The following is a 19,900-nucleotide window of genomic DNA, read 5'->3' on the forward strand; positions in this document are numbered from 1 at the left end:
GCCCCGGCCCCGGCCCGCCGGGCGCGGCTACCCCAGGTGCCAGGAGCTGAACTCGGCCGTGCCGCGCAGTCCGCTGCCGCCGTTCGTCGCGGTCATGAAGAACCCGACGTCCTGGACCGCCGCCGTGCCCGGCACCGTCACCGTGCCCACCTCCTGCCAGACCGTCCCGCCGTCGGTGGAGCAGGCGGCCGTGCACGCGCTCCCCGACCGGGTCAGCCGCAGCAGCACCGGGGCCTTGATCCCGGTGATCCGCCGGTAGGCGTCCAGGGTGCCGTCGCCGTTGGTGTCGTACGAGAACACCACCCCGTTGGACGGGGTCACCGCCAGGTTCAGGAAGCCGCCGGAGCCCTGTACGGCGAGGGCGTCGCGGACCACGAGCCCGGCCCGCGCCCACCCCCCGGTGTTCTGCTGGGCGTCGACCCGTACGGTCGCCTCCGCCCCGTCCGACCAGGCCCCGGCCCGGTACGCGGTGCCGAACTGGCTGGTGCCCTTCCACAGGTCCTGGCCCGCCCCGTCGACCGCGTACCGCCCGTCCAGCTCCCCGAAGACCGCCGCGTTCGAGGTGTACGTGCGCCAGCCCGGCCCCAGCGGCGCCGCCAGGTACACCGCGCCGCGCCGCACCTCGGTCACCCGCTCCTCGCCGAGCGGCCCGTACGCGGTGGCCAGTTCGAACGGCATCGGCCGCAGCGGCGCGGTCAGCGGCTCGGACGGGGCGGTGACCCGCCAGCCCACCGAGCCGGAGCCGCCCGCCGCGACCCCGTCGAGCGAGGTGGCGCCCGTCGGGGCGGCGGCCAGGCCGGTCAGCGTGAGGTCGACCCGGCCGGTGGCCCGCAGCCCGTTCAGGTTGCGGAAGACGGCACTCACCGCGCCGGTGCTGCCCGGGGTGAACGTCACCGGCTCGGCCGTGACCGTGACGGCGCCCTGGTACGGGGCGGTGGACAGGGTCTCGAAGACCCGCCGGGCGGTGCGGTACGCGTCGCCGGTCGGCCGCACCGGGAGGCGGTCCGTCCGGCGGGTCCACTCCTCCTCGCCCGGGTACCAGTCGAACGACTTCGCCGCCCGGCCCTCCGCCAGGGCGTCCGTCAGCTCGTCCAAGTACGCCTGCCACTGCGGGAGATGGACCTCGGCCAGCAGCCCGTGCCAGTCCCGGTTGGCGTAGTTGCTCAGCGCGTCGGCGGCCGCCCGGTCCGCCCAGGTGGTGATCAGGGTGCGCGCCGTCCACTCCAGCCGCACCGCCTCCGCCGGGCTCGTCGCCAGCCGCCGCGCGTCCTCCAGCCACGGCCCCAGCAGGAACGAGCGGTGGCAGCCCGCCACCGCGTCCGCCAGCCGCATCAGCCTCAGCCAGAGCGCGGCGAGCACCCGGAACCGGTCCACGTCCCCGTCGTCCCGCGCCGCCCGCAACCGGGGCAGCAGGGTGCGGGAGCGGTTGGCGAGCGCCTGCCGGGCCAGATCGGTCAGGTCGTGGCGGTAGCCGTCCGAGTCGCGCAGCGCCGGGCGGACGTCGAGGAGCGCCGCGAACGCCCGGTCGAAACCGGCCGGGTCGAAGGCGGTGTTCACCGAGGCGGCGATGTTCGGCCGCCGGGAGAAGAGCGAGTCCACGGGGCGGCCGTCGGCGCTCGTCAGCCGGTACGCGGTGGCGGCCAGCGCCGCGAACGCCGTCTCGGCCGCCCGGTCCCGCCCGCCGTACCGGAACGCCGGGTACGCCCGGAACCACGCCTCCCGGTCCACCTTCTCCGTCCGCCAGGCCAGCTCGCCGAAGAGCTCGAAGGCCGCCGGGTCGCGCTCGGTGGCCTCCGGCATGTACGCGGTGCCCGCGAGCGCGCTGCCCGGCTTGTCGCGCCAGGCGGTGAACTTCTCCGTCCAGCGGTCGGTGTTGGCGCCGATCGTCGTACGGCCGCCGAAGTTCGGGATGGTGCCGAAGGCGTACGGGGCCCCGCCCCAGTCCTTCTCCCGGTCGGTGACGGTGTCCAGGTCGGAGAGGCCGTCCACGATCAGCAGCCGGCCGGTGTCGACCGCTTCCAGCAGCGCGGGCCGGGGGTTGGCCTGCCAGCCGAGGATCACCCAGGTCGCCCCGGGGTGCGCCGTGCGCAGCGCCGTCTCCACGGCGCGGGCGGCGTCCGGCACCGGGACGTCCCCGGCGGTGCCGCCCTCGTGCAGCAGATCCATCTTGAAGTGGGCCGCCGGACCGAACAGCTCCTCCTGGTGCCGGTAGAAGGCGGCGGCCACCTCCGCGAAGACGGGGCTGCGCGGATCGAGCCAGTCCGGCCGGCGCAGCCCGTTCCAGGTGCCCTGGGGCACCACCCGGGCCCCCGGGTTGCGCGCGGGGAAACCGTCCGGGACGGTCCCGAAGTAGCCCGGGAGCACCGGCGCCATGCCCAGCTCCCGCATCCGGTCGCAGACCCGCCGCCCCAGCTCCGCACGGCGTCCGACGAGTTCCGGGCCGAGCGGTCCGCCGTAGCCGCTCATGTTCTGGAGCAGCCACCACGGCTGGTGGGAGGGGGCGGGCAGCCAGGTGAGGGCCTCGGCGTCGCTGTAGCCGAAGTCCTGGAGCAGCCGGTGGTAGACGGCCTCCTGCCCGGCGGTGACCAGGACCTCGTTGCAGCCGTGCAGGGCGAGCACGTCGAGCATCCGCTCCCAGCGCGGCCAGTCGGCGTACGGGGCGGTGTACCCGTCGTGGGTGTCGTTGAGAGCGAACCGGTGCGGGACGGTCGCCGAACGCTCCACGGGGGTGCGGGGCGCGGGCAGCCGTCCGGGCAGCCCGGCGGTGTTGCTCCCCGCCCAGGAGACGACCGCGTCACAGGTGTACTTGAGGTACCAGTGCGCCCCGGTCAGGGCCGCCGCCGGGGTGGTCGCCGCGATCTCGATCCGCCCGGTGGCGCCGGTGACCCGGAAGCGGTCCGGCGCACCGCCGCCCCGGGCCAGGGCGCGGAGCCGGAACTGGTCCGCGTGGTCCGGCAGCAGCCGGCGCAGCGCCGCCCCCGCCGCCGCCAGGTCCCCGGCCGCGGCGGCCGGTGCGGCGTGCGCGGGGGAGGGCGCGGCCCCGAGCGCGGCGGCGGCGCCGACGGCCCCCGCGGCGCCCAGCAGGGCACGCCGCGTAGGCCGGGCGGGCCCGGAGGGGAGGGAGGAGCTGAAGGGCAGGGAGGGTTCCGTCATGATCCGCACTCCTCGGCGTCGTTCATGGTGGCGCATGCGACAACAGGTGCGTGCGCAGCGCACGTTAACGACGGGTGAAGGGGTGGGCAATGGCGCGTCCGGCGGGTTGTGCCGATCCAGCCGTTCGGCCGCACGGAGCCGTGCCGGGACACCCCGGGCGGCCGCTCCCGGGGTGTCCCTCCGCTCAGCCCCGGTCCAGATAGGCGAGGACCGCGAGGACGCGGCGGTTGTCGTCGTCGGAGGGCGGCAGGTCGAGCTTGGCGAAGATGTTGGAGGTGTGCTTGGCCACCGCCCGCTCGGTCACCACCAGCTGCGAGGCGATCGCCGTGTTCGAACGGCCCTGCGCCATCAGCTCCATGACCTCCAGCTCGCGCGGGGTCAGCCGGCCCATCGGCGCGTCGTGGGAGCGCCGGGTCAGCAGCTGGGAGATCACCTGCGGGTCCATCGCGGTGCCGCCCGCCGCGACCCGGCGCACCGCGTCCACGAACTGACCGGCGTCGAAGACCCGGTCCTTGAGCAGATAGCCGATGCCCCCGTCGCCGTCCGCCAGCAGCTCGCGCGCGTACAACTGCTCCACGTGCTGGGAGAGCACCAGCACCGGCAGCCCCGGCTTCGCCCGCCGGGCCGCCAGCGCGCACTGGAGGCCCTCGTCCGTGTGCGACGGCGGCAGCCGTACGTCGACGATCGCGACGTCCGGCGCCGACTCGGCGAAGGCGCGGGTCAGTTCGGGCCCGGTCTCGACGGCGGCGGCGATCTCGAAGTCGTACGCCTCCAGGAGCCGGACCAGCCCGTCGCGGAGCAGGAAGAGGTCTTCCGCTAGGACAACTCGCAAGGAATCTCCATGGTCACCATGGTGGGGCCGCCGACCGGACTGCTGACGGCCATGACGCCGTCGAATGTACCGAGTCTGCGTTCGATTCCGCTCAGTCCCGAACCGCCGCCGACCACCGCGCCGCCCCGCCCGTTGTCGATCACGGTGATCCGCAGCGCGGAGTCGGTGTGCCGGATGTCGACCTGGACCCGGTCCGCCCCCGAGTGCTTGGCGGCGTTGGTCAGGGTCTCGCTCACCGCGAAGTACGCCGCCGACTCGACCGCCGCGTCCGCGCGCCCGGCCAGCTCCGCCCCGACCTCCGAGGCGAACGGCATCCGCAGCGCCAACGCCCGTACCGCGTCCCCCAGTCCGCGCTCGGCGAGGACCGGCGGATGGATGCCCCGGACCAGGTCGCGCAGCTCGGCCAGCGCCTCGGCGGACGACTCCCGGGCCATCGCCAGGACCTTCTTCGCCTGCTGCGGGTCCTTCTCGATCAGCGCCTCCACCGCGCCCAGGCTCATGCCCATCGCGACCAGCCGGGCCTGTGCGCCGTCGTGCAGATCGCGCTCGATGCGCCGCAGTTCCAGGGCGGCGGTGTCCACCGCCTCGTGCCGGGTCTCGGTCAGCCGGTCGATGCGCCGGGCCAGCTCCTCCTGCGGGGTGGGGGCCAGGACGGAGCGGGCGAGCAGGAAGTGCGCCCGCAGCAGCCGCTCGTTCACCAGTACCCCGACCCCGAACAGCACCAGGCCGAGCCCGGCGGCGGCCAGCCCGGTCGCCTGGTCGGAGACCGGGACGAAGCCGTACCAGTAGCGGTCGTCGGTGAAGACCCGCCACAGCCCCGCCGCCAGGACGAAGCCCTCCAATGGGTAGAGGACCAGCCCGGCGGCCAGCGTCGACACCAGATAGCCGGCCGTCGAGTCGACCAGCAGCCACCGCAGGTCCCGCCAGGTCGCCGGGTCCTTCAGCAGCAGCCGGGTCCGCTGCATCTGGCCGAGGAAACCTTTCCGCAGATCCTCGGGGAAGGGGCGGTACGGGACCGGGATGCGCACCCCGGCCCAGTCCGCCGCGAGGAGCCGCCGCCGGTTGGCGTGCCTGCGGACCAGTTCCAGCACACCGGGGGTGGTGAGCAGCCCGATGCCCAGCGGGACGGCCGCGATCGACAGCGTCGCCCACACCAGCAGGGTCAGCGAGCCGACCAGCGCCGCCAGCGACAGCACGAACCCCCGCCAGGCGGCCCGTACCGAGCCGCGTATCCGTCGCCTTGCCGCTGCCATGCCGGTACGTCCCCCCTCGCCGGGCCCCGGTCCGGGCCCGCTCGGGGAACAGTCTCACCCGGCGCGGCCCCTGCCGGCAGCCGCCCCGCCACCCGGGAGGGGTGTACCCAGCACCACCCCCGGGCAGCCCCGGCCCGTACCGGCCGGGAACACGGTTCAGGGGATGTACTTGTAGCCGACCCGCCGCACCGTCTGGATCGAACGGCGGTGCTCGGCGCCCAGCTTGCGGCGGAGCCGGGCCACGTGGACGTCCACCGTGCGGCCGTCGCCGACGTGCCCGTAGCCCCAGACCGTGGTCACCAACTGGTCGCGGGTGTGCACCCGGTGCGGGTTGGCGACCAGATGGGCGAGGAGCTCGAACTCCAGGTACGTGAGGTCCAGGGCGGCCCCGTCGACCGAGGCGGTGCGCTGGACGGCGTCGATCCGCACCGGCCCCGCCTCGGCGGCGGGCTCCGGCGCCGCCACCACGAACTGGGCGCCCGGGGCGGAGGCGGAGGGCTGCTGGTCGGCCGGTACGAGGACCAGGTAGCCGATCATCGGCGGCTGCCCCGGCAGCGCCGGAAGGGTGTGCTGGGGCGCGGGCAGCCAGGTGGCGCCCGGCGGCAGCAGGGCGGCCGCGTCGGCGAGCCGGCCGGCCTCCTCGGAGGTGACGGCCCGCAGCCGGTGACGGTTGGGCGGGAGGTGACGGGCCGAGGTGGCGGCCGCGACGGGGGACGGGGACGCCGGGGTGGCGGCGGCCGCGACGGAGAAGGAACGGGTGTTCGCCATGAGGGTCAGCTCTTTCGCGCGAAGGAGTCGTCGGTGGACGGACTTGCTTGCGCGCGGGCCGAAGGCCGGGGTGAGGCGGCTTTAGAGGGCCTGCGCGTTCGACGCGCGACAACACACCCGGTCGAAGTCGTGGTGCTGACGGGACGGCCAGAACGGTTCGAGGTCGCTGCGACCCGTCGAGGTGTGCTGGAGGCTGGCCATGGGCCCATTGAACCAGACAACCGGACGGCGCAGCAGACCCCTTCCACCCGTCAGGACGGTCCCGCGGAGTTACCTTCCTCACCCTGCCCGCCCCGCCCCGCGTCAACGCCTCTCACGGAAACGGGGATTGGCCGCCGGACGCGAAAGGGCGCCCACCCGGACGGATGGGCGCCCCACGGGCGGCGGCGGACCCGGATCAGACCTGGTCGGCCTTCTCCAGCGCGGTGCAGCAGGTGTCGGTGATCAGCCGCGTGACGACGTACGGGTCGACGTTGGCGTTCGGGCGGCGGTCCTCGATGTACCCCTTGCGGTCCCGCTCGACCTGCCAGGGGATGCGGACCGAGGCGCCGCGGTCGGAGACGCCGTAGCTGTACTCGTTCCACGGGGCCGTCTCGTGCAGACCGGTCAGCCGGTCGTCGATGCCCGCGCCGTAGTTCTTGACGTGGTCCAGCGGCTTCGAGCCCTCGCCCAGCGACTCGCACGCCGTGATGATCGCGTCGTACCCCTCGCGCATCGAGCGGGTGGAGAAGTTGGTGTGCGCGCCCGCCCCGTTCCAGTCGCCCTTCACCGGCTTCGGGTCCAGGGTCGCCGACACGTCGAACTCCTCGGCGGTGCGGTACAGCAGCCAGCGGGCCACCCACAGCTGGTCCGAGACGTCCAGCGGGGCGAGCGGGCCGACCTGGAACTCCCACTGGCCGGGCATGACCTCGGCGTTGATGCCGGAGATGCCGAGCCCCGCCCGCAGACAGTTGTCGAGGTGCTTCTCCACGATCTCGCGGCCGAAGATCTCGTCCGAGCCGACCCCGCAGTAGTAGCCGCCCTGCGCGGCCGGGAAGCCGCCCTCGGGGAAGCCGAGAGGGCGGTGGCCGGCGAAGAAGGTGTACTCCTGCTCGATGCCGAAGACCGGTTCCTGGCCGGCGAACCGCTCGGCCACCTCGCGCAGCGCGGCCCGGGTGTTGGAGGCGTGCGGCGTCATGTCGATGTTCAGGACCTCGCACAGGACGAGGATGTCGTCGCCGCCCCGGATCGGGTCCGGGCAGCTGAACACCGGCTTCAGCACCAGGTCGGAGGCGTGCCCCTCGGCCTGGTTGGTGCTGGAGCCGTCGAAGCCCCACAGCGGCAGCCCGGCCGCCTCCGGCACGGCGTCCCCGGTGAGTATCTTCGTCTTGGAGCGGAGCTTGGCGGTCGGCTCGGTGCCGTCGATCCAGATGTACTCGGCCTTGAACGTCACGGAAGCCATCCTTTGCGGTGCTGCGGTCCTGCGGGTCCGGTCTCTGCTCCGCAGCTTCGCAAGCCGCGATTTCCCGTCCGTTGCCCGCATGTGAACCCCGTGTTACCGAGGTTTCCGCCCCGTTTCGCCTGGGTTTCCGCCCCGCGCCACCAGGGCTTCACCCTGGCCTTACGACTTGTTCCGCTTCGGGAACGACCGCCCCCGGTCTCTCAGCAGCGACTCGAAACCGGCCGACCGGATACGGCGCACCACCTCCTCCTTCGTGGTGCCCAGCGCCTCGGCCGCCCCCGCGATCCGCCAGTCCGCCGCCGCCAGCCGGTGCAGCAGGTGGCCGCGCCTGATCTGCGCCTCCGACAGCCGGAACGTCTTCAGATACGCCACCCGGCCCCGGTGGTCGGTGATCGTCTCCCCGATGTGCTGCCCCGGCCCGCCCGGCCGGAACGGCGGCAGGAACCGCCACAGCGTGAACGCCCCCATCCGGTACACCCGGTCGAAGGCGTACGACGAGTCCAGCAGCTCGCCCGCGAACAGCGTGTCGTGCGCCTCGGCCCACTCCCGCACCTGCTCCCGCGCCGCCGCCCGCAGCCCGGCGAGCGAGCCGGGCCCGGGACCGTCCGCGATCCGCGCCGCGAACTCCGGCACCGGGGCGCCGTACAGGGCGTACTGGTGGATCAGCTCGCCGTACAGGTCCTCCACCAGCGAGGGGTGCAGCAGCCGGTAGTCCTCCGGGTGCGGTACGACGAAGGCGGCGGCCAGCGCGTCGGCCGCGTACACCATCAGCCCGCACTGGCCCGGGTGGATCTCGAAGACCCGCAGCGCGTCCCCGAGCCCGCGCACCGACCAGCCCAGGTAGGCGTCCTCGGCGCGCGGCGACAGCCCGTCCCGCAGCGCCTGGTGCGACCACTCCTCCCAGGCGGTGGCGGGCCCGCCGAAGTGCAGCGAGAGATAGCCCTCCAGGGCGAGGTGGAGCGGCAGGAAACGCAGCCGGTCGCCCGGCTTCCGCTTGGCCATCCGGTGATGGTGGTGACGCTGGAGCCGGGCCGTCCGGGCCGGCCGGCCGTCCGCCCCGCCGAGCTGCGTCCCGTACGCGGCGGACTGCTCGCCGCCGCCCGACCAGTCGGCCACGAAACCGTGCGGGATCACCGAGGTGTAGCGGGCGCGCGGCCCGAGGTCCACCACACCGAGGCCGTGCTCCGCGTACAGCTCCTCGTGCAGGCGCAGCCCCTCCACCGGGGCCTCCCGCACCAGCGGCACCAGCCGGATGCCGCCCCACACCTGCGCGGGCCGGGCGGTCAGCCCGGTCAGTTCGAGCCGGTTCACGCCGTCGCCCCCGCCTCTTCGTCGTGTACGAACCGGGCCACCTGCCGGTCCAGGTACGCGTAGAGCTCCGCCGCCCCCGTACGCCCCTCGGCGAACCCGGCCAGCTCCACCAGCGCCGGGAGGTCCTCCGCGTCCCGGATGCCCGCCGTGGGCACCTCGGGCGCCAGCCGCCGCACGTCGAAGCCGTCCGCGTCGTACACCGGGTTCAGATGCACCACCGCCGTGCGCCGGTCCGGGTCGAGCCGGGTGCGCCAGACCCGCAGCACCTCGCCCGCCAGCCCCGGCGGCGCGTTGTCCCAGCCGTCCGAGACGACGACCAGCCGGTCCGGGCCCAGCTCCAGGGCGTCCAGCACCCGCATCCCGAGCGGCGTCGGCCCCCACGGCCGGACCAGCAGCGGATCGGTGCGCCCCGAGGTCCACAACCCGGCGCACGCCCCCGGCGCGGCCAACTGCTCCAGCAGGAAGGAGCAGGCCAGCGCCACGGCGAGCGGACGCCGCCGCTTCTCGCCCGAACCGGACGCGGAGTAGCTGTCGTCCAGCACGGCCGCGACCCGGCCCCAGCTTCCCGCGTGCGGGCCCGCCGCCCGCCGGGCCGCCGCCCGCAGCGCACCGGTCAGCTCCGCGCGGCGCGCCAGCCGGTCCTCGGTGCCGAGCGACAGGACGTACAGGGCGAGCCGGGTCAGCGGCATCGCGGCCAGGTCCGCGGCCACGTCCGCGCCCCCCGGCCCGGCCGTGCGCCGCTCCAGGGTCCGCAGCCGCTCCAGCCGGGTCATCCGGGGCGCCGCCAGCTCCAGGAGGTCCGCGCGCTCCGTCCCGCGCCGGGCGGCGAAGCCCTCGGCCACGGTGAACGGCAGCTCCGCCAGGGCCCCCTGCTCGTAGTGGGCGCGCCGCCAGGCGTCCAGCAGCCGGTGCTCGTAACGCGCCCGGTGCCCCGGCCGGAACAGGAAGTCGCCCAGCTCGCCGTCCCCGCCGAGCCCGAGGTGGGCATGGCGGACGGTGGCCTTCACCCCGGCGCGGTACTTCACCGCGTCGTGCGCCGGATCGGGCCGGGCGGCCAGCCAGTCCCGCATGATCGCGCGGGTCCGCCGGTTGTTCACCCCGGCCGAGCGCACCGCGCGGAACAGCCGGTACACCCGCTGCGGCGGCAGCTTCGCCAGCCGGGCGGCGATCAGCCGGCCCTCGGCGCGCCGCTCCCCGGGGCTCGCGTCGGCGGCGTGCTCCAGCAGGCCGAGGACGATGCGCGCGGCGTTGTGGTCGTTGATGTCGAGGGCGAGCGCGGCGGCGTACACCCGGCGGTAGTTGACCCGGACGTACTCGTGGAGGAAGTCCAGCGAGAGCCGCTGCTGGTCCGCGGTCGAGCGGAACTCGCGCTGGCCGGTCGCGGTGATGGCGGCGTTGACGAAGAGGAGAACGTCCTCGGCCGCGACGCGACCCGGGTCGGCCCCGGTGCCGGTGTCCATCGTCCCTGGTCCCCCGTGGTGATGTCGCGCGCCCTGGTCCCGGAGCGGGGTGCCGGCCGGGGAATGGGGGCGCGAACAGCGAAATCACTGCTTCAAAGGCATGTCCCGGAAGTCGCGCCGGAGTCCCGCGGCCGGCCCCGCCAACGTAACCACCGCCACCGCCCGGCGCCAAACGGATAAGGAGGCCGCCCGGCCCCGCCCGGGGACGCGGACCGGCCGCAAATACGGGAACGGACCGGCGCAACCGGCAGACTTGCCCCATGACGACACTTCCCGCGACCCCCCTGCGCATCGGCCTGGTCGGCACCGGACCCTGGGCCCGCAACACCCAGGCCCCCGCCCTCGCCGCCCACCCCGGCGCCGTCCTGAGCGGTGTCTGGGGCCGCCGCCCCGAGGCCGCGCGGGAGCTGGCCGACGCGCACGGCGCCCCGGCGTACACCGGCGACGCGGGCATCGACGAGCTGTTCGCCGCCAGTGACGCCGTGGCGTTCGCCCTGCCGCCGGACGTCCAGGCCCCGCTCGCCGCGCGCGCCGCCGCCACCGGCCGCCACCTGCTGCTGGACAAGCCGGTCGCGACCGGCGTCACGGGCGCCCGGGAGGTGGTCCGGGCCGTCGAGGGGACCGGGGTCGCCTCCATCGTCTTCTGCACCCTCAGGTTCGCCGCCGACACCACCGCCTGGATCGACGAACAGGCCGCCCTGGACGGCTGGTTCACCGCCCGCGCCGAATGGATCGGCTCCCTCTTCGCGCCCGGCTCGACCAGCGAGTACGCCGCCTCGCCGTGGCGCCAGGAGAAGGGCGGGCTGTGGGACGTCGGCCCGCACGTGCTGTCGGTGCTGATCCCGGTGCTGGGCGACGTGACCCGGCTGACCGCGGCCGCCGGCCCGTCCGGCACCACGCATCTGGTGCTCCGCCACACCTCCGGCGCCTCCAGCACGGTGACGCTCTCCCTGGGCGCCCCCCAGGCCGCGGCCGGTACGGAGATCGAGCTGCGCGGCGAGCAGGGCCGGGTCGCGCTGCCCCGCTGGGGCGACGCGGTCGGCTCGTTCCGCTCGGCGGTCGACGCGCTGATCCACTCGGCCCGGACCGGGGAACCGCACCCCTGCGACGTGCGGTTCGGCCTGCGCCTGACGGAGCTGCTGGCCGAGGCGGAGGCGCAGCTGGCCCGCTGACCGGGGTGGGGCGGGGCGGGGCAGCGCGGAGCTCAGGCCGTGGGGCCGGACGGTGGCGGAGGTGTGGCGACCGCCCGGTGCGCGGCCTCCAGGAAGCGCCGGACGGCCGCCGTCCCGTCCCCGTCGAGATCGCGCAGCACACTCGTGGTGTCCTCGACCAGCGGACCGAAGAACGCCCGCCCCAGCTCCCTCGCCCGTGGCGTCACACTCAGCAGCACCCGCCGCCGGTCCCGGTCGTCGCGGACCCGGCCGACATGCCCGAGCCGCTCCAGCCGGCCGATGAGCGAGGTGGTGCCCGCGGAGTTCAGCCCCAGCTGCGAACCGAGCCACCCGGCGGTGGCCGCCGTACCGGCCCGCTCCGCGTCCAGCAGGCAGATCAGCGCCCGGACATCGGTGCTGTGCATTCCGTGCAGACTCGCGAACTCGGCCTGCCGGAGCCCGAATTCGACGGTCACCCTGCGCAGCAGATGGACCAGCTCCAGCTCGGGACCCTCGTCGTCCACCACGGCACACCTCCTGGTCGGCCACCCCGATATTATCTCGCTCAGCGAGATAATATCGGCCCACGGCACCCGACCGCGGAGGCACACCCATGACCGTCGGCACGTCCTTCCTCACGGCCTACGACGACGTACTGGCCACCGCGTGGCCCGCCGCGACGACCCCCTCGGACCTTCCCACCCCGTACGGCACCACCCGGGTCAACAGTTACGGACCCGAGGAGGCCCCGCCCCTGGTGCTGCTGGCGGGCGGCGGCGCCACCTCCACCGTCTGGTACGCCCAGGCCGCCCACCTGGGCCGGACCCACCGGGTGCACGCCGTCGACCTCGTGGGCGAACCGGGCCGCAGTGTCGCGGGGCGGCGCCCGGTCCGCACCGCGGACGACCTGACGGCCTGGCTCGACGCCGTGCTGGACGGGCTGGCCGCCGACCGCGCCGCCCTGTGCGGGCATTCGTACGGCGCCTGGATCGCCCTCCAGTACGCGCTGCACGCACCCCGGCGCGTCCGGAGGCTGATCCTCCTCGACCCCACCCAGTGCTTCGCCGGGTTCCGCCCCGGCTATCTGCTGCGCGCCCTGCCGATGCTGCTGCGCCCCGACGCACGGCGGATCCGTGCCTTCCTCGCGTGGGAGACGGGCGGCGCGGCGCTGGACCCGACGTGGCTGGGGCTGCGCTGCGAGGCGGCCGGTTTCCCCTCCGCCCGCCCCGTCACCGGCCGCCGTCCCGGTGCCGGGGCCCTGCGCGGCCTCGACGTGCCGACCCTGATCCTGCTGGCGGGGGAGAGCCGGGTGCACGACCCGGCCCGCGTCGCCACCCGGGCTGCCCGGCTGCTGCCCCGCGCCAGGACGGCGACGATCCCCGGGGCGACCCACCACACCCTGCCCCTGCACGGGCGGGGGGCCGACGAAGTCAACCGCAGGGCGGCCGACTTCCTGGCCGCCGGCTGACGCCCCGCCCCCGCCGGCTCAGCGGCCCAGGGCGTCCCGTACCGCCTCGTCCGTCCGCGCCACCACGGCGCTGCCGTCGTCCGCGGTGATGATCGGGCGCTGGATGAGCTTCGGGTGCCCGGCCAGCGCCGAGATCCAGCGCTCGCGCGAACCGGGCTCGCGCGGCCACTCCTTGAGCCCCAGCTCCTTCGCGTCGGCCTCCTGGGTCCGGGTGATGTCCCACGGCTCCAGGCCGAGCCGGTCGAGCACGGCCCGGATCTCGTCCGGCGAGGGCACGTCCTCCAGGTAGCGGCGGACGGTGTACTCGGCCCCCTCCTCGTCGAGCAGCCGCACCGCGCTGCGGCACTTGGAACAGGCGGGATTGATCCAGATCTCCATGGGGCCAACGGTACGCGAGGGATCTGGCGAAACCCCGCGAAAGCCCGTCTGGCCAGGGCCGATTGTCAGTGCCCGGCAGTAAAATGGAGGCAGTTCGTGAGGGTTCCACGACCGTGCCAGGAGGTTGTTCATGGCCGTTGCCGCAGTCACGACCAAGCCGCTCCACCAGCCCTTGACCAAGAAGCCGCTGCCCGCGGGCCGACCCCGCGAGTGGTACGTCTCGCACAACCGCCGCCTGAAGGCCATGCGGCTCGCGATAGCCCTGCTCGACGCGGGGGTCTACTACCCGTCGACGGCGACCAACGTGAAGATACGCGCCACCGCCGAGCGCGCCGGCATCCACCCGCCGTCCGACACGACCTGCCGCATGGTGCGCGCGCTGATCCGCTACGGCCGCTGACGGCCGCGTCCACGCCCCCGCCCCCGTGTCCTCGTACGCGGGGGCGCGGGCGTGCCCGGCCCCGTTCAGAAGCCGTCGCAGCTCGCCGAGGCGAAGGCACCGGACGCCGTGGCGGTGCGGACCGGGCCGCCGTCCACCCGTACGGTGCAGGACGCCTCGCCGCCCGACGCGCCGAGGGTGACGGTGAAGGCGCCGCCGCTCATGAAACCCCTGGTCCGGGTGGTCCCGGCCCAGGGCAGCGCGGGCAGCCTCAGCCGCGCGGCCGCGACCCCGTCCCCCTGCCAGGACGGGTAGGTGACGGTGACGTCCTCGGCGGTCCCGGTGACCCGGTAGGTGACCAGGCGCGGCCGCGTCCCGTCCCGCGACAGCGCGGCGGCGGTCAGCGCGACGGCGGCGGCGCCCCCGGCGGTCAGCGTGAGCACCACCACCAGCAGCACCCAGGGCCACCGCCGCCGGGACCGCACCGCCGCGGGGCCACCGTCCGGCAGGCCGTCGTCCATGCCCCCAGCCTCGCCCGCCGCCCACCGCCCCGCGAGCCGGGCCGGCCCACCGCCACCCGACCGGCAGACACGGCGGTGCGCCGCGCCCCGCCACCCCGTTCACTGGGCAGGGCACCCCGAGGAGCGCGACCGCTGGAGGCACGATGACCGCGAAGGCCACCCGAGGACTGTGCGCCGCACTGCTGGCGACGACCCTCGCCGCGACGGCCGCCGCCTGCAACGACAGCGGCACCGGCGCCTCCGGCACCGCGTCCAGGGCCGCGTCCGCCGCGGCGTCCGCGGCCTCCCGGGGCGCCGACGTGGTGGCCTCCGCGACGGCCGCCGCGGGCGAGAAGCTGAAGAACTTCAAGAACGGCGTCGACGCCACCTCCGACGTCGAGCTGTCCACCCCGGACACCGCCGCCGACGGCCGCACCACCACCGAGGTCACCGTCGACAACAGCACCGACGCCACGAAGTCCTACGCGGTCCAGGTCAACTTCCGCGACCCGAAGGGCAAGCTGCTCGACGTCGTGGTGGTGACCGTCGACGACGTGGCCTCCCACACCACCAAGAAGGCCACGGCCCGCAGCAACCGCAAGCTCTCCGGCGGGGTGAAGGCCGAGGTGGGGACGGCCCTGCGGCACTGACCGCCCCCGGACGGGCCCGGGATCAGGGCTGGACCGGCATCGACCAGCAGTTGGAGGTGGCCGGCCTCCCGGCGAGGCGGTCGGTCAGCCAGGAGACGGCGCTGCCCTGGTCGGTGATGAGTGGGGCGAGGTGGTTGGTGAGGATCTTGTCTCCGAGGTTCGGCAGCACGACGGCGTCGTAGGTGACGTTGCCGCCCTTGCCGCACCAGTCGACGGCGAGCTTCCGGGCCTGGCCGTGGGGGACGATGTCGTCCTGGACGCCGGTGGCCAGCCGGACCGGCCCGGCCGGCTTGAGTGTGCCGATCCGCTGCCTGTCCAGGGCCGCCTGCGCCCGGGGATCGCCGGCGATGACCTCCCCGAGGGATGCGCCGCTGTTGGTCCACTTGTTGCTCTTGGTGAAGCCGTAGCCGAGGATCGCGTCACCGACGCACATCGTGGAGGCGTCGGCCAGGGCGGCCCGCCCGGCGGCGTTGACGTTCGCTTCGACGACCGCCCGCAGATCGGGGTCGGACTGGGCGAAACCGTTGATCGACCAGGCCAGCGCACCGGCGAGCGCACTGCCGTCGATGCCCTTCATGACCGCGGTCAGATCCGCCGGGGGAGCGCCGGCGTAGGTGCCGGAGAGCGGGACGTCGGGCGCGTAGGACTGCTGGAGTTCGGCGGCCGCGGCACTGGCGCCGCCGCCCTGGCTGTACCCGTACAGCCCGGTCCGCGAGGCCGCGGTGACCGACGCGCCGGGCACGGCGCGGGCGGCGCGGGCCGCGTCCAGCAGGGCGTGCGCCTCGTCGACGCGGTTGACGTAGGTGTGCAGGCGGTCGGTGGCGCCGAGGCCGACGTAGTCGGTCACGACGACCGCGGCCCCCTTCGCCAGCAGCCGGTAGACCGCCAGGGCCTCGTACCCCACGGACAGGGTGTCGCCGGTGAGGGTGAGCGGGTGCTGAAGGGCGAAGGACGGCGCGCACTGGTCGCCCTGGCCCATGGTCCCCGACGCCAGCGCGACCAGCGGCCGCGGCCCGCCGCCCTTCCAGGCGGCCGAGGGCTCGATGTACGCACCGGTCACGGCGACGGGTTCCCCGTTGGAGTCGGTGGACCGGTACATCAGCCGGGTCGCGGTCCCCGGCATGGGCCGCCCGTCCAGCCCGGGAATGCCCAGCCCGAGCGGCATGGCCTCCGTACGGACCAACGCCCCGTTCTCCGAAGGGAGTCCGGCGGGCGGCGTATAGAACGCGGGAATGGTCACCCCGCGCGAGACAACGGGCTCCGCCGTGGTGGCCGAGGCCGGCACGGCCAGGACCCCGGCACACACGGCACCCGCGACGGCGGCACAGGCCACCAGACGCGAGGCCGGGGCGGGGATGGAACGAGAACGGGTCTTCACGCGGCTCATGACGGGCTCCTCGTTCGTCGTGGGGGAGGACCGCGCCGGGGCGGCACACCATGGGGCACCCGGGGAACGGCACGGTTACTCGCTGGTACTTACTTGAGAGTAAGTCCGTGTGCGGGCAGGGGACAAGACGTCTGCGGCCCCGAGGACGACCGGGCGTGCGGCTACTCCAGCAGCTTTCGCGCGGCGCGGTAGCTTTCCAGCACTCCCCGGCGGAGGCCGCCCGCCGCAGCGCAGAACGACCGGAGGATCCCCGTGCCCCGAGAAGCTCCGTACCTCGCCGTGGCCGAGGACCTGCGCGCGCGGGTCCTCGCACGGGAGTGGGAGATCGGCGAACGCCTGCCGTCGCGGGTGCGGCTGGCCGAGGAGTACGGGGTCGGGCGCAACGTCGTGCAGCGGGCCGTGGACCGCCTGATCATCGACGGGCTGCTCGACGGGAGGGCCGGTTCGGGCACCTACGTACGCGTTCCGCGCGAGCGCCTGCGTCTGGTCCGCTCGCGGCACCGGGACCGCGCGTACCCCCTCCCCGCCCGCCGGGAGAAGGAGGAGCGGGGCCGGGCCGACGCCTGGGACTCGCACAGCACAACCCGCGTCCCCGCACCCGAGGGCGTCGCCGCCCGGCTCGGCATCGGCCCGGGGGACCTCTGCGTCACCACGCACTACGAGTTCCTCGCCGCCGGGCTGCCCGTCCAGCTCTCCGAGTCCTGGGAGCCGATGGCCCTCACGGAGGGAACGCCGGTCGTGCTGCCGGAGACCGGCCCCCTCGCGGGGCGGGGGGTGGTCGAGCGTATGCGGTCGATCGGCGTGATCGTCTCGACCGTGGTGGAGATCCCGCGCCCCGCCCGCGCCACCCCGACCCAGGCGCACCTGCTGGGGATCGGCGTGGGGGACCTCGTGCTCCTGATCGAACGGACCCTGTACGACTCCACCGGGCGCCCGGTGGAGACCGCCGACATGGTCGTCCCCGACGCCCGCCGGGAGGTGGTCTACGAATTCGGGGCCGCCCGCCCATGACATCCGCGAGGAAGGGAAACGAAGCATGCCGGGAATCCCACGCCCCGGGCTCCTGGCGGACCGGGACTTCAGACGGCTGTTCGCCGCGACCGCACTGGGACAGATGGGCGACCGCATCGTCTTCCTGACGCTGCCCCTGGTGGCTGTCGCCGCCCTGGACTCCGACGCGTTCGAGGTCGGTCTGCTCGCCGCGACGACCACGGCGGGCTCGCTCCTGGTCGGCCTGCCGGCGGGCGCCTGGGTGGACCGGATGCGCAAGCGGCCGGTCCTGATCGGCACCGATCTGACACGCGCCCTGGTCCTCCTGACCGTGCCGGCCGCGTGGTGGGCCGGGACGCTCACCGTCGAGTGGCTCTACCTGGTCGCCCTGCTCCACGGCGTACTGACCGTCTTCTTCGACGTCGCGTACGTCAGCTACCTCCCCCACCTGGTGGGGCGGGAGAACCTCGTCGAGGGGAACGCGAAGCTTTCGGCGGTGCGCTCGGTGACCGGCATCGGCGGGCCGTCGGCGGCCGGGCCACTGGTCGGCCTGGTCGGAGCCCCCGCCACCCTCCTGGCGAGCGCGGCCGGAATGGCGCTGTCCGGTCTGCTCGCCCTCGCCATCCGCAGAAGCGAACCGGCACCGGAGCCGAGCGGGAACCCCCGGCTGTGGCGCGAGATCAAGGACGGTCTCGCCTTCGTCGTCCGCAACCCCGTCCTGCGCGCGATCACCCTCGGGGACGCGTGGTTCAACCTCTTCCTGGCCGTCTACCAGCCCATGCTGCTGATCTTCCTGCAACGGGAGGCGGGCCTCGGCCCCTTCGGCATCGGCCTCGTCCTGTCCGGGATGGGCTGCGGCGCCCTGCTCGGAGCCCTGACGGCGACCACGGTCGCGCGGCGGATCGGCCAGGGCCCGACCATCTGGCTCGCGGTACTGGTCACCTGCCCGCTCACCGCCCTCATGCCGATGGCACGACCCGGCTGGAGCCTCTGCGCGGCCGCGGCGGGTCTCGCGACCCTCTCGCTCGGCGGGGTCGTCCGCGTTGTCGCCCAGTCCAGCCTCCAGCAGACCGTGACCCCGGACCGGCTCCTCGGCCGGATGAGCGCGACGACCCGCTTCGTGTCCTGGGGCACCATCCCGGTCGGCGGCCTCCTGAGCGGACTCGCGGGCACCGCGTTCGGCGCGGCGACCACCCTGTGGATCGGCACGGCCGGCATGACGCTGAGCGCCCTCCCGCACCTCCTGTCACCGCTCCGGACGATGCGCGAGCTCCCCGGGCCCGCCGGCCCGCACACGCCGAGGGCCGCCGCCCCGACTGCGGGACAGCGGCCCTCGGCCCGGAAGGGTACGGCCTAGAGGTCGAAGTACAGCTCGAACTCGTGCGGGTGCGGGCGGAGCTGGATCGGGGCGATCTCGTTGGTGCGCTTGTAGTCGATCCAGGTCTCGATCAGGTCGGAGGTGAAGACACCGCCGGCCTGGAGGTACTCGTTGTCCGCCTCCAGCGCGTCCAGGACGGCCGGGAGGGAGGTCGGGACCTGCTGGACGTTGGCGTGCTCCTCGGGAGCCAGCTCGTAGAGGTCCTTGTCGATCGGCTCGGCCGGCTCGATCTTGTTCTTGATGCCGTCCAGGCCGGCCATCAGCAGCGCCGAGAAGGCCAGGTACGGGTTGGACGACGGGTCCGGCGCGCGGAACTCGACGCGCTTGGCCTTCGGGTTCGAGCCGGTGATCGGGATGCGCATCGCGGCCGAGCGGTTGCGCTGCGAGTACACCATGTTGACCGGGGCCTCGAAGCCCGGGACCAGGCGGTGGTAGGAGTTCACCGTCGGGTTGGTGAAGGCCAGCAGCGACGGGGCGTGCTGGAGGATGCCGCCGATGTAGTAGCGGGCGGTGTCCGAGAGGCCCGCGTAGCCCTGCTCGTCGTAGAAGAGCGGGGTGCCGCCGGTCCACAGGGACTGGTGGACGTGCATGCCCGAGCCGTTGTCGCCGAAGATCGGCTTCGGCATGAAGGTCGCGGTCTTGCCGTTGCGCCAGGCGACGTTCTTCACGATGTACTTGAAGAGCATCAGGTCGTCGGCCGCGGCGAGCAGCGTGTTGAACTTGTAGTTGATCTCGGCCTGGCCGGCGGTGCCGACCTCGTGGTGCTGGCGCTCGATCTGGAGGCCGCTGCGCTCCAGCTCCAGGGACATCTCGGCGCGCAGGTCGGCGAAGTGGTCGACCGGCGGGACCGGGAAGTAGCCGCCCTTGTAGCGGACCTTGTAGCCGCGGTTGTTCTCGACCGCACCGGTGTTCCAGGCGCCCGCCTCGGAGTCGATGTGGTAGAAGCTCTCGTTCGCCGACGTCTGGAAGCGGACGTTGTCGAAGACGTAGAACTCGGCCTCGGGGCCGAAGTACGCGGTGTCGGCGATGCCGGTGGAGGTGAGGTACGCCTCGGCCTTCTTCGCCACGTTGCGCGGGTCACGGCTGTACTGCTCGCCGGTGATCGGGTCGTGGATGAAGAAGTTGATGTTGAGGGTCTTGTCCCGGCGGAAGGGGTCGAGCCGGGCGGTCGACAGGTCGGCGCGCAGCGACATGTCGGACTCGTGGATGGCCTGGAAGCCGCGGATCGACGAGCCGTCGAAGGCCAGCTCCTCGGTCGGGTCGAAGGTCGGAGCCGGAACCGTGACGTGCTGCATCACACCGGGCAGGTCGCAGAACCGGACATCGATGAACTTGACGTCGTTGTCGGCGATGTACTTCTTCGCGTCCTCGGCGTTCTGGAACATCCAACTCCTCCTACTC

The 19,900-nt window shown here is 74.1% G+C and carries 18 protein-coding genes; 6 read left to right on the plus strand and 12 right to left on the minus strand.

What is annotated here, in order from left to right; translation table 11 throughout:
• Positions 1–27: 27 nt before the first annotated feature.
• The 7 genes from ACIQGQ_RS14675 to ACIQGQ_RS14705 all read right to left on the minus strand — a co-directional run bounded on the left by ACIQGQ_RS14675 (position 28) and on the right by ACIQGQ_RS14705 (position 10,218).
• On the minus strand, positions 28–3,153 hold the full coding sequence (locus tag ACIQGQ_RS14675) for an alpha-N-acetylglucosaminidase (RefSeq protein ID WP_402395152.1): 3,126 nt from the start codon (positions 3,151–3,153) through the stop codon (positions 28–30).
• Positions 3,154–3,337: 184 nt separating this feature from the next.
• A complete protein-coding gene (locus ACIQGQ_RS14680) occupies positions 3,338–3,985 on the minus strand; it encodes a LuxR C-terminal-related transcriptional regulator (RefSeq protein WP_402395155.1) in 648 nt (215 codons plus the stop codon).
• Positions 3,970–5,238: a sensor histidine kinase gene (locus ACIQGQ_RS14685; RefSeq protein WP_402395158.1), complete on the minus strand. Its 1,269-nt coding sequence runs from the start codon at positions 5,236–5,238 to the stop codon at positions 3,970–3,972. Before ACIQGQ_RS14685 ends, ACIQGQ_RS14680 begins: the two co-directional genes overlap by 16 nt.
• A 156-nt stretch (positions 5,239–5,394) precedes the next feature.
• Positions 5,395–6,006, minus strand: coding sequence for a winged helix-turn-helix domain-containing protein (locus ACIQGQ_RS14690; protein ID WP_402395160.1), 612 nt, complete (start codon positions 6,004–6,006; stop codon positions 5,395–5,397).
• Positions 6,007–6,403: 397 nt separating this feature from the next.
• A complete protein-coding gene (gene glnII / locus ACIQGQ_RS14695; protein ID WP_402395162.1) occupies positions 6,404–7,438 on the minus strand; it encodes a glutamine synthetase in 1,035 nt (344 codons plus the stop codon).
• A gap of 168 nt (positions 7,439–7,606) precedes the next feature.
• The gene (locus tag ACIQGQ_RS14700; protein WP_402395164.1) at positions 7,607–8,758 is read right to left on the minus strand and encodes an ARPP-2 domain-containing protein; all 1,152 of its coding nucleotides are present in this window, start codon (positions 8,756–8,758) and stop codon (positions 7,607–7,609) included.
• Positions 8,755–10,218 (minus strand): hypothetical protein, encoded by a 1,464-nt coding sequence (locus ACIQGQ_RS14705; RefSeq protein WP_402395166.1) that lies wholly within the window; start codon positions 10,216–10,218, stop codon positions 8,755–8,757. The genes ACIQGQ_RS14700 and ACIQGQ_RS14705 overlap by 4 nt, the downstream gene beginning before the upstream one ends.
• Positions 10,219–10,478: 260 nt before the next feature.
• Here ACIQGQ_RS14705 and ACIQGQ_RS14710 point away from each other — a divergent pair, with 260 nt between their 5' ends.
• Positions 10,479–11,390 (plus strand): Gfo/Idh/MocA family protein, encoded by a 912-nt coding sequence (locus ACIQGQ_RS14710; protein ID WP_402395169.1) that lies wholly within the window; start codon positions 10,479–10,481, stop codon positions 11,388–11,390.
• Between the two features lie 32 nt (positions 11,391–11,422).
• Here the strand turns inward: ACIQGQ_RS14710 and ACIQGQ_RS14715 are convergent, their stop codons facing one another.
• Positions 11,423–11,893 (minus strand): MarR family transcriptional regulator, encoded by a 471-nt coding sequence (locus tag ACIQGQ_RS14715; protein ID WP_402396016.1) that lies wholly within the window; start codon positions 11,891–11,893, stop codon positions 11,423–11,425.
• A gap of 89 nt (positions 11,894–11,982) precedes the next feature.
• On the opposite strand from ACIQGQ_RS14715, the gene ACIQGQ_RS14720 reads away from it, so the two are divergent.
• Positions 11,983–12,837, plus strand: coding sequence for an alpha/beta fold hydrolase (locus ACIQGQ_RS14720; protein WP_402395171.1), 855 nt, complete (start codon positions 11,983–11,985; stop codon positions 12,835–12,837).
• 18 nt (positions 12,838–12,855) lie between these two features.
• Here the strand turns inward: ACIQGQ_RS14720 and ACIQGQ_RS14725 are convergent, their stop codons facing one another.
• Positions 12,856–13,215 carry an arsenate reductase family protein gene (locus tag ACIQGQ_RS14725; protein ID WP_402395174.1) on the minus strand — a complete coding sequence of 120 codons (360 nt, stop codon included), beginning with the start codon at positions 13,213–13,215 and terminating at the stop codon, positions 12,856–12,858.
• 130 nt (positions 13,216–13,345) lie between these two features.
• Here ACIQGQ_RS14725 and ACIQGQ_RS14730 point away from each other — a divergent pair, with 130 nt between their 5' ends.
• The gene (locus ACIQGQ_RS14730; RefSeq protein ID WP_366297975.1) at positions 13,346–13,615 is read left to right on the plus strand and encodes a hypothetical protein; all 270 of its coding nucleotides are present in this window, start codon (positions 13,346–13,348) and stop codon (positions 13,613–13,615) included.
• 65 nt (positions 13,616–13,680) lie between these two features.
• Here the strand turns inward: ACIQGQ_RS14730 and ACIQGQ_RS14735 are convergent, their stop codons facing one another.
• A complete protein-coding gene (locus ACIQGQ_RS14735) occupies positions 13,681–14,115 on the minus strand; it encodes a hypothetical protein (RefSeq protein ID WP_402395177.1) in 435 nt (144 codons plus the stop codon).
• Positions 14,116–14,258: 143 nt separating this feature from the next.
• Here ACIQGQ_RS14735 and ACIQGQ_RS14740 point away from each other — a divergent pair, with 143 nt between their 5' ends.
• Positions 14,259–14,744, plus strand: a complete 486-nt coding sequence (locus ACIQGQ_RS14740) for a hypothetical protein (protein ID WP_402395180.1) — start codon at positions 14,259–14,261, stop codon at positions 14,742–14,744.
• Between the two features lie 22 nt (positions 14,745–14,766).
• Here the strand turns inward: ACIQGQ_RS14740 and ACIQGQ_RS14745 are convergent, their stop codons facing one another.
• On the minus strand, positions 14,767–16,131 hold the full coding sequence (locus ACIQGQ_RS14745) for a lipase family protein (protein ID WP_402395183.1): 1,365 nt from the start codon (positions 16,129–16,131) through the stop codon (positions 14,767–14,769).
• A 252-nt stretch (positions 16,132–16,383) separates the two neighbouring features.
• Between ACIQGQ_RS14745 and ACIQGQ_RS14750 the strand changes: the two genes are divergently transcribed.
• Together ACIQGQ_RS14750 and ACIQGQ_RS14755 are read left to right on the plus strand one after the other, a co-directional pair.
• Positions 16,384–17,142: a GntR family transcriptional regulator gene (locus ACIQGQ_RS14750; protein WP_402395185.1), complete on the plus strand. Its 759-nt coding sequence runs from the start codon at positions 16,384–16,386 to the stop codon at positions 17,140–17,142.
• A 25-nt stretch (positions 17,143–17,167) separates the two neighbouring features.
• The gene (locus ACIQGQ_RS14755; protein ID WP_402395188.1) at positions 17,168–18,478 is read left to right on the plus strand and encodes an MFS transporter; all 1,311 of its coding nucleotides are present in this window, start codon (positions 17,168–17,170) and stop codon (positions 18,476–18,478) included.
• Here the strand turns inward: ACIQGQ_RS14755 and glnA are convergent.
• A complete protein-coding gene (gene glnA, locus ACIQGQ_RS14760) occupies positions 18,475–19,884 on the minus strand; it encodes a type I glutamate--ammonia ligase (RefSeq protein WP_366297981.1) in 1,410 nt (469 codons plus the stop codon). The genes ACIQGQ_RS14755 and glnA overlap by 4 nt on opposite strands.
• Positions 19,885–19,900: the final 16 nt, after the last annotated feature.

Source organism: Streptomyces sp. NPDC092952 (genome assembly GCF_044754785.1).
In the GTDB taxonomy this organism is placed as follows: Bacteria; Actinomycetota; Actinomycetes; order Streptomycetales; family Streptomycetaceae; genus Streptomyces.

Coding starts and splice junctions, on each gene's coding strand:
- ACIQGQ_RS14675 (WP_402395152.1), bottom strand. CDS start 3,153: ATGACGGAACCCTCCCTGCCCTTCAGCTCCTCCCTCCCCTCCGGGCCC.
- ACIQGQ_RS14685 (WP_402395158.1), bottom strand. CDS start 5,238: ATGGCAGCGGCAAGGCGACGGATACGCGGCTCGGTACGGGCCGCCTGG.
- ACIQGQ_RS14690 (WP_402395160.1), bottom strand. CDS start 6,006: ATGGCGAACACCCGTTCCTTCTCCGTCGCGGCCGCCGCCACCCCGGCG.
- ACIQGQ_RS14705 (WP_402395166.1), bottom strand. CDS start 10,218: ATGGACACCGGCACCGGGGCCGACCCGGGTCGCGTCGCGGCCGAGGAC.
- ACIQGQ_RS14710 (WP_402395169.1), top strand. CDS start 10,479: ATGACGACACTTCCCGCGACCCCCCTGCGCATCGGCCTGGTCGGCACC.
- ACIQGQ_RS14720 (WP_402395171.1), top strand. CDS start 11,983: ATGACCGTCGGCACGTCCTTCCTCACGGCCTACGACGACGTACTGGCC.
- ACIQGQ_RS14725 (WP_402395174.1), bottom strand. CDS start 13,215: ATGGAGATCTGGATCAATCCCGCCTGTTCCAAGTGCCGCAGCGCGGTG.
- ACIQGQ_RS14730 (WP_366297975.1), top strand. CDS start 13,346: ATGGCCGTTGCCGCAGTCACGACCAAGCCGCTCCACCAGCCCTTGACC.
- ACIQGQ_RS14735 (WP_402395177.1), bottom strand. CDS start 14,115: ATGGACGACGGCCTGCCGGACGGTGGCCCCGCGGCGGTGCGGTCCCGG.
- ACIQGQ_RS14740 (WP_402395180.1), top strand. CDS start 14,259: ATGACCGCGAAGGCCACCCGAGGACTGTGCGCCGCACTGCTGGCGACG.
- ACIQGQ_RS14745 (WP_402395183.1), bottom strand. CDS start 16,131: ATGAGCCGCGTGAAGACCCGTTCTCGTTCCATCCCCGCCCCGGCCTCG.
- ACIQGQ_RS14755 (WP_402395188.1), top strand. CDS start 17,168: ATGCCGGGAATCCCACGCCCCGGGCTCCTGGCGGACCGGGACTTCAGA.
- glnA (WP_366297981.1), bottom strand. CDS start 19,884: ATGTTCCAGAACGCCGAGGACGCGAAGAAGTACATCGCCGACAACGAC.